12 protein-coding genes are annotated in these 15,128 nt (G+C 43.5%); all 12 read right to left on the bottom strand.

The window, feature by feature from the left end; genetic code table 11:
* Window positions 1-114: 114 nt before the first annotated feature.
* The gene (locus AC0YN7_RS04720; RefSeq protein ID WP_475808798.1) at window positions 115-1,347 is read right to left on the bottom strand and encodes an aminopeptidase; all 1,233 of its coding nucleotides are present in this window, start codon (window positions 1,345-1,347) and stop codon (window positions 115-117) included.
* Window positions 1,348-1,492: 145 nt separating this feature from the next.
* A complete protein-coding gene (locus AC0YN7_RS04715; protein WP_475808797.1) occupies window positions 1,493-1,801 on the bottom strand; it encodes a hypothetical protein in 309 nt (102 codons plus the stop codon).
* Window positions 1,802-1,990: 189 nt separating this feature from the next.
* A complete protein-coding gene (locus AC0YN7_RS04710; RefSeq protein WP_475808796.1) occupies window positions 1,991-3,460 on the bottom strand; it encodes a protein adenylyltransferase SelO in 1,470 nt (489 codons plus the stop codon).
* Window positions 3,461-3,669: 209 nt separating this feature from the next.
* Window positions 3,670-4,755, bottom strand: coding sequence for a ribosome small subunit-dependent GTPase A (rsgA, locus tag AC0YN7_RS04705; protein WP_475808795.1), 1,086 nt, complete (start codon window positions 4,753-4,755; stop codon window positions 3,670-3,672).
* A 226-nt stretch (window positions 4,756-4,981) separates the two neighbouring features.
* On the bottom strand, window positions 4,982-5,284 hold the full coding sequence (locus tag AC0YN7_RS04700; protein WP_475808794.1) for a hypothetical protein: 303 nt from the start codon (window positions 5,282-5,284) through the stop codon (window positions 4,982-4,984).
* Window positions 5,285-5,418: 134 nt separating this feature from the next.
* Complete coding sequence (locus tag AC0YN7_RS04695) at window positions 5,419-6,558, bottom strand: toxic anion resistance protein (protein WP_475808793.1); 1,140 nt, start codon at window positions 6,556-6,558, stop codon at window positions 5,419-5,421.
* A 16-nt stretch (window positions 6,559-6,574) separates the two neighbouring features.
* The gene (locus AC0YN7_RS04690; protein WP_475808792.1) at window positions 6,575-8,263 is read right to left on the bottom strand and encodes a vWA domain-containing protein; all 1,689 of its coding nucleotides are present in this window, start codon (window positions 8,261-8,263) and stop codon (window positions 6,575-6,577) included.
* A gap of 16 nt (window positions 8,264-8,279) precedes the next feature.
* Complete coding sequence (locus AC0YN7_RS04685; RefSeq protein WP_475808791.1) at window positions 8,280-9,029, bottom strand: hypothetical protein; 750 nt, start codon at window positions 9,027-9,029, stop codon at window positions 8,280-8,282.
* 164 nt (window positions 9,030-9,193) lie between these two features.
* Window positions 9,194-10,279: an aspartate-semialdehyde dehydrogenase gene (gene asd / locus AC0YN7_RS04680; protein WP_475808790.1), complete on the bottom strand. Its 1,086-nt coding sequence runs from the start codon at window positions 10,277-10,279 to the stop codon at window positions 9,194-9,196.
* A gap of 191 nt (window positions 10,280-10,470) precedes the next feature.
* Window positions 10,471-11,694: a VWA domain-containing protein gene (locus AC0YN7_RS04675; RefSeq protein WP_475808789.1), complete on the bottom strand. Its 1,224-nt coding sequence runs from the start codon at window positions 11,692-11,694 to the stop codon at window positions 10,471-10,473.
* Between the two features lie 3 nt (window positions 11,695-11,697).
* Window positions 11,698-14,061, bottom strand: a complete 2,364-nt coding sequence (locus AC0YN7_RS04670; protein WP_475808788.1) for a DUF5682 family protein — start codon at window positions 14,059-14,061, stop codon at window positions 11,698-11,700.
* A complete protein-coding gene (locus AC0YN7_RS04665) occupies window positions 14,019-15,116 on the bottom strand; it encodes an ATP-binding protein (RefSeq protein ID WP_475808787.1) in 1,098 nt (365 codons plus the stop codon). Before AC0YN7_RS04665 ends, AC0YN7_RS04670 begins: the two co-directional genes overlap by 43 nt.
* Window positions 15,117-15,128: the final 12 nt, after the last annotated feature.

The raw sequence follows: 15,128 nt of genomic DNA, 5'->3' as shown, positions 1-15,128 counted from the left end.
TCGGCGGAAGAGGCTTTTCATTATATAGAACTCCTTTAAAGTCTCATCATCCAGGAGGACGCTCTATTATGAAGATTAATTCGCAAGTGGGACTATCCTTAGAATTGGCTCAAGCTATATCGCCCAATTTCCGTCTCGGAAGATTGGCTCAAGCTTACCATCCTGCGTCACACCATCAATATTCATATGTTCTGAACCAATCATGAAATCCTCATGACTAAGACTTCTGTTTACTCCATGAGATAGTAGCTCTTCAGGAGACATTTGAGTACCTCCATTAATATTAACCGGATACGCCTGACCTAATGCTAAGTGACATGAGGCGTTCTCATCAAACAGAGTATTAAAGAAGATCACATTGGAATTTGAGATCGGAGAATCGTGAGGGACTAGAGCGATTTCACCCAAATGTCTTGATCCATCATCCATGTTCAACAATTTACTTAGCGTTTCGTAGCCATGCTCAGCGGAATAGTCGATTACTTTACCCTCTTTGAAGGTCAAGGAGAATCCGCTAATAACTTGACCATTATAATTTAACGGCTTAGTACTCCTAACAACACCATTCACACCATCCCTATGAGGCATTGTGAACACCTCTTCGGTTGGCATGTTTGGATTGAAGTAGATTCCTCTGCCATTCGCTTTAGAACCACCTAACCAGATATGTCCCTCTGGTAGATCTACGGTTAAGCTTGTACCTGGTGCTTCATATTGAATTTGTTTATAACGTTTACCATTAAGTACATTAACCATTTCCAATAGTTTCGCGTTATGTTCTCTCCACGCTTGAACGGGATCTTCCAGCCCAATGCGAGTTGCATCAATAATTCGCTCCCACAGTTTCTGAACTGCCTCATCAGGCGTCGTATCAGGGAATACTTTGCTTGCCCATTCAGGTGTTGCATAAGAAATTAGAGTCCATGCATTGGTATGATTCATTAGGGCACCGCGGTAATTACTTAGCGCTGTAGATGCAGTCTTAGAAGCTGTAGCTACACGGGATGGATCAACGTCGTTAAGAAGATCTGGATTGGGAGAGTAAATTTGGATAAACGCAGCCCCATCTTCAACAAAATCTTCCCATGCCTTGGCACGCCACATTGGATATTCTGAGAAAGCTTCCTCAGGCGCTTGCTTAAACTTTATACGGGATAATTCCTCGTCGTTATATTCCACATGTACGTTTTTTGCACCGACTTCATAAGCCTTCGATGTTATAAGGCGTACCAGTGGAGCGGCAGTAATTGGTGCCATAACGACAACCGTCTGTCCTCTTTGAACATTAACGCCAACTTTAACAGCCAATGCTGCGTAATTTTCTAATTGCTGTTGTGTAGGAAACATATCGATAATTCCTCCTCTATTATGTAAAAGTAAGTGTTGAATCAGAACAAAGCAATTACGGTCATTCATCATCTCAGTTCCACGACACGTAGCAATTCTTCTTCCTGAACGTTATAGCAAAAAAAGTGAAAAAGGACCGGAAAATTTAACCTTCCTGCACATCCGCCTCTAATTCACCTGCAACCTCAATCATCATGGGGATCACGGCTTCATTGGTGCCGGATACGTATATATCTCCCTGATAATGCCGGAATGGAATCTCCGTTTCACCGTGACTCCACATGAAAAAATCTCCCTCAATGGACATGGTGGTAGAACCTTTCACCGTAAACACAGATGTATAGGAAAAATCAGGTTTGGTCGCAAAATACTGTTTGCACTCTTCTAAAGATATAGCTTGCACGGAATTGCCATTTTCCTTCAATGTTCTAGTAATTCGATAGCGCTGACTCATTAATATGCCTCCAAAATCTATCAGTATTTATTAGTCCAACAAAAGCAACCGACATAGATCGGCTGCTCTATATGTAAATGATTTTACATTAATGACTTAAATAAATCATCATTTAGCTGTAAATAAAAAAGGGCCAAAAAGTATGCCCTTTTCTGCAATATTTTTTTTTGATGGTCCGGACTTTTAATATCAAGTACCGCAATAGGTTTGGTAAGGATACGTTGATTGCGCTGGCAGTGCACAGTAATAAGCCTGTTCTGGGGAGTGTTCGTAAGGACTCGAAAGAACATCAAGAAGCTTCTCCATCACGCTGTTGTCTCCTTCTTTCACCGCGGCTTCTAGTGCTTCTTCTACCCGATGGTTGCGAGGGATTAGCGCGGGATTGCTGCTCCGCATGAACTGATGCGAATCAGCTTCTGTCTCCTGCTGCCTGCCTAGTCTTGTCTGCCACTGCTCATGCCACTTAGTAAATTCTGAGGTGCCAAACAGAACCGTATCCTCAGGCTTATCAAAAGTTAAAGCGCGAAAGGTATTCGTGTAGTCCGCACGATTTTTCTGCATCATACTGAGTAGATCTTTAATAAGGGTTTCATCCTGTTGCTCCTCGTTAAAGATTCCGAGTTTTGCCCTCATACCCTTGAGCCAGTTATGATGATACAACTCGATAAAATCAGAAATCGCATCCTCGGCTAGTTTGACAGCCTGCTCCTCGTTTTCATGCAAAAGCGGCAAAAGGGTTTCAGCAAATCTCGCGAGATTCCACGCGGCAATATTCGGCTGATTGCCATAGGCATAGCGTCCATTAATGTCAATGGAACTGAACACCGTTGCTGGGTCATAGACATCCATGAAGGCGCAAGGACCATAATCAATGGTTTCACCGCTAATAGCCATGTTGTCGGTGTTCATCACCCCGTGAATAAAGCCAACGAGCTGCCACTTGGCTATCAGCATTGCTTGTCTCTTGATAACTTCCTTCAGGAGTAAAAGATAGCGATTCTCACTACCTTCAACTTCTGGATAATGTCTTTGTAAAGTATAATCTGCCAGGGCGCGGAGATCTTCTTCAGTACCCCATTTTGAAACGTATTGAAAGGTGCCGACGCGCAGATGACTGGCAGCCACACGAGTCAAAATTGCACCAGGCTGTTTGGTTTCACGGATTACTGACTCACCGGTAGTTACTACCGCTAAGCTGCGGGTGGTGGCAATGCCAAGCGCATGCATCGCTTCGCTGATGATGTATTCACGCAGCATCGGCCCAAGTGCCGCTCGACCATCGCCTCGCCTTGAATATGGCGTTTGACCTGAACCCTTAAACTGAATATCGACCCGATCACCAAGTGGAGTGATCTGTTCGCCAAGCAGCAAAGCACGACCGTCCCCTAACATGGCAAAGTGTCCAAATTGATGGCCTGCATAAGCTTGAGCAAGAGGCAAAGCTCCTTCGGGAATCTGGTTCCCAGCAAGCACTGCAACGCCATCATTGCTTTGCAGTGTTTGGACGTTCAACCCCAGGGTTGTTGCCAACGAATCATTCAGTATGATCAATTTCGGCGAGTGTACAGGGGGGGGACTCATTCTCGTAAAAAATAAATCCGGCAGTCGAGCATAACTATTATCAAAGTTCCATCCTGTTTCATTGTTTTTCTCAGTCATCGTATCACCTATTTCCTTTTTGTATCATTTTTTAGTTATCTATTCTGATATCAGCAAAAGGATGCCTCTGTTAATGTTTACCTCTTCCAATTTATTATACCTTATATTAGTCTGGTTTACCTTTATCCTGTGGGTTGTTTCGCTCAACATGATATCGCCACAAAGAAACCACACTTCAGTGAAGTGTGGTTAAACAAAATCGGATTAACTTATCCCTTGTTTCTTGCTTGTTTCTCTTTCATAAATTTCCTTGCACCTTTCATACCGCCTACGCCTGCAAACATAGTATTGAATTTCTCGGTTTCAATCTGCTTAGAGCTTAAGCCAGCATACTTTGCTTCTTTCTTCAACTTCTTATAGCTTGCAAGTCTCTCTGCTGATATTTTGCCGTCCTTCATCGCCTGATGCACAGCGCATTTCGGCTCATTATCGTGTGAGCAGTCCGTAAATTTACATTGGGAAGCCAGACTATCAATATCGGAAAAGGATTTCACAAGATCTGCTCTTTCAATTCCAAGCTCACGCATTCCCGGTGTATCAATAATAATCCCGCCATCAGGTAATACGATAAGCTCTCTTCTCGTTGTAGTATGCTTGCCTCTATCATCATTTCTTGTTTCATTGTTGCTCATCGTCTCCGCACCAAGAAGTCGGTTAATCAAAGTTGATTTCCCTACACCAGACGAGCCGATAAAAACAAATGATTTTCCATTCTCCATGAATCTTTTGATAGCTGAAAAACCATCCTCGGACATGCCCGTGGTAACAACCACTTCTACACCAATCGCAACAGTAGATACTTCATCAAGTCTTGCCTGTAGATCCTCACACAAATCTGATTTTGTCAGAACAACGACTGGTATAGCTCCACTTTCCCATGCAATGGACAAATAACGCTCAAGTCTACGCAAGTTATAATCATTATTCAGTGCCATGCAAATAAAAACGGTATCCATATTGGAAGCTACGATTTGCACGTCATTTGAAGTGCCAGCCGCTTTACGTTCAAAAGCACTTTTTCTTGTCAGCACGTGATGAATAATCGCATTACCATTTGAATTATCTGTCCGATCTAGCATAACAAAATCACCAACTGTGGGGTAATCGGATAACGATCTGACCTCAAAGCGGAATTTACCGGAAATCTCCGCGGCGAGCTCTCCATTTTCAGTTATTACTTTAAACAGATCTTTATATTGAGATGAAATTCGTCCTGTTTTTAAATTCATATATAACATGGACTCCTGTATAAACCTTTCAGTGAGTCCTACATTTTTCATATTTATTTTATTCACTGTTATCCTCCTAAAGTTTTAATTGTAACCTTGGGAGGTTTTGTGCTTATTTATTATTTCGCACAACCCTCCCCATTTGCTACAATCTGAGCTACAATCGAAGTTGTATTCTTGTTATTCATATTACAACCGCTCCTTTCAAATTTAAGTTATTAAACAATATAGCTTAGATAGTTAAATTTTGCAATTTAAATTCTGGGGTATATGAATAGACTGAGTTTTGCAATCAGCATTCATTAGATGAAGAAGGATTTATCAGTTCCCTATAAGCTTCTATGAAGAGCTGTGGATTAGCAGAAGTCGTATAGGAAAATACGCCCTGCCTAGTATGTAAATAAAGCAATCCGCCCTCTCCCCCTATCTGTTTGTATGATAAATCGAATACATCTAGGATCGGAAATTCCCGGTGACGGGTCACTATTCTCTCCTTGTATAAATACATCAGCCGATCTTCCACAACTGTTAATTGTTCGATGCCAGTTATTTTTCTTTCCACTTTAAAATAAGGCTGAACAGCAATCCAATTCATAAGTTACCTCCATTATTCAATACGCTAACTATACCAAATTCAAACTCCTCCTGACAAAGAGGATACGAACCGTGTTTTTTAGCAAACAAAAAGAGTGTGTAATATTTACACACTCTCACAAATCGGGCTTTATGCTACAAACCCAGCTTTTGACCTTTCTCTAAACGCACAATCTGCTGTTCTCCGTTATCTGCAAGTTCTCTGAACTGATTAATGGTTTCACGCATTTTAGGGAGTGCCTCCTGCTTGTAAGTGCTAATAGAGTCTAAAGCAGCCAGCACATCAGTGAAAGACTGCTTTAAAGTGTCTACTGAAATACTGGCCTCAAGGGATTGCTTATGAATCGCCGCACCCTGATCTTTCAGCATCTTTGAGGTGCCGCTAATTAGACTATCTGTGGTCTGATTGAGAAGTTCAATCTTTTGCAGCACAATTCTTTGGTTATAGAGTGCGCTGGCTACCGTAACCGAGATTTTCAAAGCTGAAATGGTCACATTTCTGGCTCTATCCACCCCTCTGATCAGCTCTTTGTTATTTCTCATCACAACCTCAATTGCCATAATTCCTTGTTGATTAACGACCATCATTTGTTGCAAATCCATCACTCGCTGACGAAGTGGAAAAAGCACTTCTTCTGTAATGAATCGAACTTTATCTTCAGACTCAATGCGCAATTTGGCTGCTTCAATCTGAGACTCGATCTCAGCATCCATCAACATGCCAAGCTGGATTTCCTTCTGAAGCCTTTTGGTAAGCTCCCTTAACGCTTGTTGTTCAAATTCCAGCGTAGTATTGTCATTTCTCAGCATAGACTTGCCCTTATCCAATGAGGTTATAATATCCGAAATAACAGCATCCGCCCTTTGATACTTAGCAAAGTAAGTCCGCAGCGGGTTAAAGAACTTGCCCAGGAAACCGCTCTTTGCAAAATCTACAGCACTCGGATCCAGATCCTTAAGCTGGAGATGTAGCTCAGTCAAGCCTTTCGCTACTTGGCCGCCTTCATCACCTGTTTTCGATAAATTCCCTACTGATACCTGCAAGAGGGAGTTTTTCTCCGAGGATGATCGCATCGTGCTTATACCGAAGCTATCAATGGATTGTAAAATCTCTTTCCTCTTCTCCAACGACTCTACATCCAGCGCTAAAATCGTCGAGACATTATTTAGCGCCAGCTCTTTAAGCTTCGATACTTCTTCAGGCTCAGGTTTAACCTGCTCTTCAATAACCGACCTAAGCTTCTCCGGGCTTACCACTTCCATAGTAAATGACATTGAAACCCCTCCTAATTTACATTTGAACGTTGAGCAAGTTACCGATCTTATACACGACATCGTCTGTATCTGCGTTGATATTAGCTGCCTCATTAATACTCGAAATGCTTTGGAGTGCCTCAATATTTGCGTTATATCCAATGGTGTAAACCGGAATCTTGAAAGTCTCAATTAATTCCCTGATATCCTTGAGTGAATGCCCTTCATTCGTTTCCCCATCACTTAACACGAAGATCAAAGGTTTAACATCAGGGTTAAGAGCCATCTCATCTTGAAGCATTTTCATTGCCACAACAATACCGTCAAATGTGGCTGTACCTCCGCTAGCCTGAAGGCTGTTTACAGCTCCAACAAACATGGACTGTTGATTCGTGTCGTACTTCCCAATCGGAAGATTGACTGAAACATTGCTGGAGTAGGAAACAAATCCAATGCTATTGTCCCTGCCCAAGTACTTTTGCCCTGTCAGCAACGACTGTTTCAATCGGTTTAGAGGCTCACCGTCCATACTCCCCGATACATCGGCGACAAACACCGCTGCAACCGGTTTATTCCCGTTTTTCTTTTCCTTCCATAACTTCTGTGCAGGGGACAACAAGCTGCCGTCAACTGTATCAAGCTCTGACTTGTAGTCATTCAGCCCATTAAACCCCTTCTCCACAGCCAAGCTCTGATATTTCTCTTGTTCAACAAACTGTGCAAATTCCCTGATGATATCCAGCTTCTCTCGGGGCAAATCACCCAAAGCGTATAGCGGGCTATCATGTCTTACACCAAAGGGAGTAAACACGTAGCCTCCTTTTAGATCCGACACATTGACATAGGTTTGGTACTCTAAGACAAAAGCATCAAGCATCCCTGACTTTGCTGCATCGCGCATTTGAATAGTTGTAGACGCTATAAAAGGGACATTAGCTTGAAATTTCTCAAATCCTTGAACCGCTTTTTCACCAAGTAAATCAGAACTGTCAAAAGTCGCAAGGGAAGTCACCAGAAAGTTTAATCCCGTAGAACTTGCGAAAGGATCCGTGTAGCCCATTGCGAGCTCGTTATCCGCTATAGCGTCCGTAACTGTCTTAATGTTAAGAGAACCGTACTTCTCTACCAGCTCATCATATTTTGTTTTAGTGGATACGATGCCAGTTACATTGCCGACAAGACGCTTGGATACAAGCTGGATGTTGATGCCCTGCGCTTTGACCATTTCTCCCCACAGCTCATTTGAAGGAGTGAAAGCATCAGGCATATATTTGCCAGACCTTATATAATCTGTGGCTGTGCCCGAGGCAATATTGCGAATCTTGACAGAAACAGGTTCTCCATTTACCGAAATATTGGACTTATTAAAGTCTGCTGCTACTTCATTCAACCAGCCATCAATGCCTGTTCCTGATTTCTCCGTTGATGAAAATATTTCAACGAAGCTGTTAGTTGTGTTTTCTACCGAAATAGGGAATTTCGAGATGTCGGGCAATGAGTCGCCAACAGTTACAGGATCAAGATCGATCTGCCCCTTTACTTGTTCCGCTGTTGTGACAGAAATGTTTTTGTATAGTTTTTCAAGTCGTTTAGAAGCATCTTCCGCAGTTATCTCTGTATCTGTTTTGCCTAAATTTGAGGTTACGCTGATTCCATAATAGACAAGACCAAAAACGATCGCTGCAATAGCGATTAGAGCTACAAACGCTTTGCCTTTACTAGCCACATACATCTCCCCTTAATTACTTATAAAATTTGGTCTGCTTGATCAACGCGTCTATTTCCTTCATACAAGGCATTTCTTCGACATCTCGATAATCTGTGCTTCCTAATAATGATATCTCCAGAAGAAGCTTATCCAGCTTCAGAAGAATTTCTTCATTTGCACCTAGATACCCCGTCACGTAGGTTAAGTATTCATTGAAAAGTTTTGTTTTTTCTTGGATCAATTTATTTGAAAATTGCGCAGATTTTTGCTGATTTGCGTAAACGGAGAGTTCTGAAGCATTGAAGACGCTAAGCTTATTCAGGATATCTCTGATATTCAGATAAAAAAGTTTTTCGACCTCGTTTATGACAGATATAAATTTCCTATAGCTTAATTCCGATTGTTCAAATCTCTGATTAAGGACATCCAACAACGTATCCTTCTTCTTTACTATTCGATTCAACTGGTCCTGAGCAAGCAGAATATCCTTCTTTAACACCTTTTCATTTCTGTAGTGATTAAGCGCAACTATGTAATCCTCATGCGTTTTTATGTCTTTGAGTGGCGTCACTCTGGGAGCTTTAAAAAGCAAAGAATAACTCCCGTAAAGCAGTACAAGGAAACTCATTATTAATAACGTTACACCTGAAGCTGTCTCAAGAGCACTTCCACCTCCAATTTCCACCCCTAACAACCCTGGTGACAAAACAAATATATTCAGGAACACGACTCCAGCAATCAGTCCCAGGAGCAACATAGATTTCGAGCTATTCAAAATACGCACCTCCTCCACTACTAAGGTCTATTACTCCAATCATTAATTCCTCATACCTATATATATGGCTTAGCTCTGCTATGAATTCTTTTAGATTTATGCTACCAATAACAAAAAGGAAGATCTTCATCAATGAAGATCTTCCTTTATTAATTCCTATTTCGTGAACTTGTTTACTTTGCCTGAATATATCCTTCAGCTTTAAGCAATTCGGCAATTAGAACAGCACCGCCTGCTGCACCGCGCAATGTATTATGCGACAGTCCTACAAATTTATAATCGTAGATTGAATCCTCGCGCAATCTGCCCGTCGAAACTCCCATACCGCGCTCGATGTCACGATCCAGCTTCGTCTGTGGTCTGTTCTCTTCTTCAAAATACGTAATGAACTGCTTTGGAGCGCTTGGCAGTCCAAGCTCCTGCGGACGACCTTTGAATTGCAGCCAGCGTTCGAGAATTTCATCTTTAGAAGGCTTCTTTTCGAAGGATGCAAATACTGTAGCCAAATGTCCATCCGTTACTGGAACACGAATACATTGCGTTGTAATTAATGGTGAACTTGCTTTTACAATTTCATTATTTACAATGCTGCCCCAAATACGAAGCGGCTCCTGCTCGCTTTTTTCTTCCTCGCCGCCAATATATGGGATGACATTATCCAGCATATCCGGCCAGTCGGTAAAGTTTTTGCCGGCTCCGGAAATCGCTTGATACGTAGATGCAACAACAATTGTCGGCTTGTAATCCAACAGCGCATGAAGTGCAGGCACATAGCTCTGAATGGAGCAGTTGGGCTTAACCGCAATAAATCCGGTAGTGGTTCCCAGTCTTTTTCTTTGTGCGGCAATCACTTCAATATGTCCTGGATTAATTTCCGGAATGACCATCGGGATATCTGGTGTCCAGCGATGAGCCGAGTTATTAGAAATAACGGGAGTGCCCGTTTTTGCATATGCCTCTTCTAAAGCTTGAATTTCATTCTTTTTCATATCAACAGCACAAAAAATAAAATCGACATGTGAGGCAACTTCCTCTACTTTCGCTGCATCCTGTACGACAATATTTTTTACATCATCAGGAATTGTACTGGAAAGCTTCCATCTGCCATTGACCGCTTCTTCATAAGTTTTACCTGCAGAACCGGCACTGGCTGCAATGGCCGTTACCTGAAACCAAGGATGTTGATCTAGTAACTGAACAAAACGCTGGCCTACCATGCCAGTTCCTCCGACAATACCAACTTTAAGTTTTTCTGACATTTGCTTTCAAATCCTTTCAACATACTATGAATAATGGCTCTTTATCATTGTACTGAATTATAAAGGATATGCGTTAGTACATCAATAAGAGAAAGTAAATATTATCCGTGATGATTCCATTTTATGGCTGCACCCACAGCCGGAACACCTTTTTTTTTCAAGTGTTCAAACTATGGGTACTTGAGACAGCGTTACAAGCTCTTCGCTTTTCCTATCCGATTGGCCATTTCCTTCAGATCCAATCCCTTCAATGCTCCTTCAATCAATTCAGGCAGTCGATCGGGGGAACACCCAAAGCAAGGGATGCCAAACGACGCCAGCTTCTTAGCTACAGAATCATCGTAATCCGGTATACCTTGATCTGAAAGAGCAAGCAGACATACCGCCTTCACTCCAGCTTGCTGCATCTCTGCCATTCTGCGGAGCAGCTCAGAACGATTGCCTCCCTCGTATAAGTCCGATACGAGTATAAAAAGTGTTTTCTTCGGTTCAGATATAAATTGTTCACAGTAAGCTACGGATTTGTTAATGTCCGTTCCGCCTCCAAGCTGAACACCGAACAGCATGTCAACAGGGTCCTCTGCGCACTGCTCGCTCAGATCAACGACTTCAGTGTCAAATACGATAACTTTAGTGTCTAGTGAAGGCATACTCGCAAAAATCGAACCTACAATCGATGCATAGATGACTGAGTTAGCCATGGAGCCGCTTTGGTCAATATCCAAAATAACGGTCCACTCCTTACTTCTGCGCGCTCGGTCGAAAAAGTAAACTTTTTCCGGGATGAGCAGCTGCCTATCTTTATCATAATGCTTCAAGTTTTTACGAATCGTTGTATTCCAATCGAGTCCGGATGCAGACGGCAGCGGCGAATGCTGCCTCCGATTTATTGCACCAGTTACAGCTCTTCGTATATCATCGGTGAGTCGTTTAGATATTTCCTCTACGACCGCTTTTACGAGTTGCCGCGCTGTATCTTTTGTTTTTTCGGGAATATGTCCTTTTAATGACATCAGTGTCGCCACCATCTGGATATCAGGCTTTACTTGAGATAACAGTTCAGGTTCAAAAAGTAACTGTTTTAGTCCCTTTCGTTCAATGGCATCTGCCTGAATAATAGACACAACATCTGGCGGGAAAAATGTACGGATATCACCGAGCCATTTGGCGAGCTTGGGAGAAGACGTCCCTAAACCTGCTGATTTCCGGCCCCCTGCGGTGGCTGAAAGGCTAACATCTATACCGCTGTGACCGGATGTTCCATCATAAATAGCTGCCAGCGCTTCATCCATCAGTCTCGATTCCTCATCGAGCAGAAAGCCTGCTGCTGTACCATACGACTGCAGCTTCTGCTCGGCATCCGCACCTAGAATTAGCCTCCATCTTTTTATCTGCTCATCATGATTTAGCGTCATTGCTTACAAATCTCCAAAATCAAATTCATTGAGTTCATCGATTTTCTCCTTTTCTTCCTCACTTAGTGGCTGCTGAAGTACTTCTCCCGTCTCCATCGCTCCAATTCCCCATAGGTCACCCATAAGTTCAGCAATAGATGCTTTTTCCCGAGGCTCAAATGTGCTAAATGCCCTGCGCAAAAACACCAAGGAACGTTGAAATTGCTCGTTCTCCAGTGAATGTATGTATTCATCGAGCTGCTTCCACAGAAATATACGAGAAAGTAACGCATAACGATTTCTCAAGGAAAGTCCTTCAAACCAGCCTGCCCCAAGGTCAGCAGGAATGCCAGGAGATAGACGTCTAGATACCTCAGCGGCACATTGATTTTCGGACACTTCATTTCGTTCGAGTAAAATGCTAAAGGCATAACCCGACATCATCGCGTTCCTATCATCACGTGATGAAAGCTCTTCTAGCTTTTGTCGCCACAGAATGTCGTCAACTCTATCAAAATGCTCTTGGGCAATCGTATGTAACGCATTCATTGCACTGATGTTATTCTTCGCTGCTTCTTCACTGCACAGCGCAGTGTCGACTAGCAGCAGAGCTCCGCGCAAAAACAATTGCTGAAGAAGCGGGATCAATGACTCCGTCTCAATCAAGCGGATCGACCCGTATTTAATGAACACGGATAGCTCATAGGCAGACATAGCTATTTCTACAAAGTTGCCAGCATCGACGGCAAGTCGTTGCAGCGTCCTTCTGGCTTCTTCCATAAGAGTCGGAAGTCCGCAGTCGCATGCGACACGGATAATTTGCGAGGCTTCCACGATACTCGTGCATTCCAACAGCCTTTCATTAAGCACAAAGGCAGCCGCTAACTGGACGGTCTCCCCTTTTAATGTAGATTCCACCGTTTGAATCTCAGCCTCTGGTGACCACTGGAGCACCCAATGCTCTGCCCATGTGGCGGAATCTTGCCGACTACTCTGCTTCTTGGCAAAGCTGATCCCAATAAGCTCAAGCCGATGCAGCAGCACAGAGCGGTTTAAGTCGAGAAAGGCTGCCGATTCTGTCTTTACGCGACGATTTTCACGCAGATCAAGTTCAAGATCGGTGGCAACCAAAGATTTGTACTTCTCTAGCTTGAGCCGTTTCAACTCACGCTTTAAGTCGTCTTGCACAGGTGTTTGACTAACACCTTCCGGAAGGCTGCCGATTGCTATGCCAATATCGGTCCGAACCAAAGCCTCAGCGACTACGGACAGTTCGCCGTTACCGAGACTTATTACCACTGCATCCCGCAGATCCTTCCATGTTGGATATTGGCCGTTGTGCAGCGAAGCAAGCGCCTCAGCTAGCCTGACACCCTCGATTACCGAAGCCGTTGAACGGAATGTGCCATGCTCGCGCATATGCGTAACTACATGCGTAAGATATAGCGAGGCTAATTTGTTAAGCTCCTTACGCTGCAGGCATCTCCAGAACAATTCAAAGTAGGCGGGCGCATGATTTCCCGCACCATAGCCCGATTGCGTTGACAGCTTGTAGTAGGAGTATGGCATGAGTGTAATCTTAGTAGTACTCCGTGGAAGTTTCGCCAGCTGATCGTCGCTCATGAAAGGTAAATCCGTCCGCAAAGCCGATGCATGATGAGCGCCTGTCACAACAACGACTTTATCAGGATCATGACCAGAATCAACGATTTCTTTTATTCTGCGCCGCATATAGGACTCACGGATTTCGTTATAGGCTGCCTCTTCTGGTGCAAGCACCCATTCCTGCTGTTCCGTCATCGCTCTCATTTGAGCAGAATAATTGTGTATACCTTCTCGATAAGTCACCCCTCTCACTTCATGTTCGAAATATCTCTCCCAATAAGACTCGTAATCCGACTCTCCCGAGAGGGTAGCAATTCGCTCATACAGGTCATTTTGGATGCTAATATGGCTTCGACGGTTACTATTAACCTCATTGTTAGAATCATCGATTGTTCGCTCTCTTCGTAATTCATACAAAGATAGCGAAATATTTGAGGGTAAATCGATAAACTCCGCATGAACACCATTTTGTTCTGACCAAAGGAAAGCCTGATACTCAGGGGAATAGATTGCAAAAGGATACAAAAGCGTTCTTATTGGCAATTGATCCGTATAGGCCAAAAGGGCAACTGGAGGTACCACATTACGAGCAACCAGCTGTGAAATATATTCACTCGCATCTCCAGGACCTTCCACAAGAACTGCTGTAGGCTTTTTCTCTTCCAGAAAAGCGCGTAAATGATACGCACCCGATGGAGATAAATGCCGGATTCCGAAAACATGGTAAGGCTGACTTTCGTTCATCCGTTCATCTCCGAACAAGCGTTGTACAGACTGCGCCATGATGATCCTCGCTTCTTCATCACATTATCCAAATATTCTTTCCATACAAGGCGATCTTTCTCTTCATCTTTTACAATGGCTCCCTGCAGTCCTGCTGCAATATCTTCCTCTTGAATCGCCCCGCTGCCGAAGCTTGCAGCCAGCGCCATACTCCCGGTCAATAGTGAAATTGCTTCTGCTGTTGAAATGACACTGCTGGTCGGCTTCACCTTTTCCTTGCCGTCCACTGTCATACCGCTGCGAAGCTCACGGAAAATAGTGACAACCTTGCGAACTACATCATCTTCTGGCGGAGACGCGGTTAACGCATAGTTTGTCGATATTTCAGCCACACGTTTGCGAACAATATCAACTTCCGTTTCAATATCCGCTGGCGCTGGCAGTACGATAATATTAAAACGCCGTTTGAGAGCGGCAGACATTTCATTCACTCCACGATCGCGCGTGTTCGCCGTGGCTATGATCGAAAATCCTCGTGCTGCCGGCATCTCAAGGCCAAGCTCGGGGATAGATACTGTTTTTTCAGATAATATGGAAATTAAAGCATCCTGCACTTCTGAGGCACACCGGGATATTTCTTCAAACCGGGCTATCCCTCCCAATTCCATAGCTCGAAAAATAGGGCTCTTAATTAAAGCCTGATCCGACGGTCCCTGCGCCAGCAACATAGCGTAATTCCAGGAATAGCGAATCTGTTCTTCTGTTGTGCCTGCCGTGCCTTGGATGACCTTGGAAGAATCGCCATGAATGGCAGCTGTTAAGTTCTCAGATAGCCATGATTTGGCAGTCCCCGGCTCACCAATAAGCAATAGAGCTCTATCGGTCAGCAGGGTGGCTATCGCTATCTCTACTAGTCTCTTATTTCCTATATATTTTGGTGTAATTACCGTATCTCCCGCTATGCCCCCGGTTATATATGTAAGAACAGCCTTCGGTGAAAGCTGCCAGCCAGCAGGTCTTGCGTCTTTATCGATATTTTTTAACGCTTCAAGCTCAGTACAGTACAATTTTTCCGAAGGCAGTCTTAACACATTTTGTTCAACATTATTAGTCATTGTCAGGTTTCC

The organism is Paenibacillus sp. J31R122 (assembly GCF_056269185.1).
The sequence above is the reverse complement of the archived record's forward strand: the minus strand, read 5'-3'. Positions and strand labels throughout refer to the sequence as shown.

Excerpts from the sequence above, each read along its gene's own strand:
- AC0YN7_RS04720 (WP_475808798.1), bottom strand. The coding sequence starts at position 1,347 with ATGTTTCCTACACAACAGCAATTAGAAAATTACGCAGCATTGGCTGTT.
- AC0YN7_RS04715 (WP_475808797.1), bottom strand. The coding sequence starts at position 1,801 with ATGAGTCAGCGCTATCGAATTACTAGAACATTGAAGGAAAATGGCAAT.
- AC0YN7_RS04710 (WP_475808796.1), bottom strand. The coding sequence starts at position 3,460 with ATGACTGAGAAAAACAATGAAACAGGATGGAACTTTGATAATAGTTAT.
- AC0YN7_RS04700 (WP_475808794.1), bottom strand. The coding sequence starts at position 5,284 with ATGAATTGGATTGCTGTTCAGCCTTATTTTAAAGTGGAAAGAAAAATA.
- AC0YN7_RS04695 (WP_475808793.1), bottom strand. The coding sequence starts at position 6,558 with ATGTCATTTACTATGGAAGTGGTAAGCCCGGAGAAGCTTAGGTCGGTT.
- asd (WP_475808790.1), bottom strand. The coding sequence starts at position 10,279 with ATGTCAGAAAAACTTAAAGTTGGTATTGTCGGAGGAACTGGCATGGTA.
- AC0YN7_RS04675 (WP_475808789.1), bottom strand. The coding sequence starts at position 11,694 with ATGACGCTAAATCATGATGAGCAGATAAAAAGATGGAGGCTAATTCTA.
- AC0YN7_RS04670 (WP_475808788.1), bottom strand. The coding sequence starts at position 14,061 with ATGGCGCAGTCTGTACAACGCTTGTTCGGAGATGAACGGATGAACGAA.
- AC0YN7_RS04665 (WP_475808787.1), bottom strand. The coding sequence starts at position 15,116 with ATGACTAATAATGTTGAACAAAATGTGTTAAGACTGCCTTCGGAAAAA.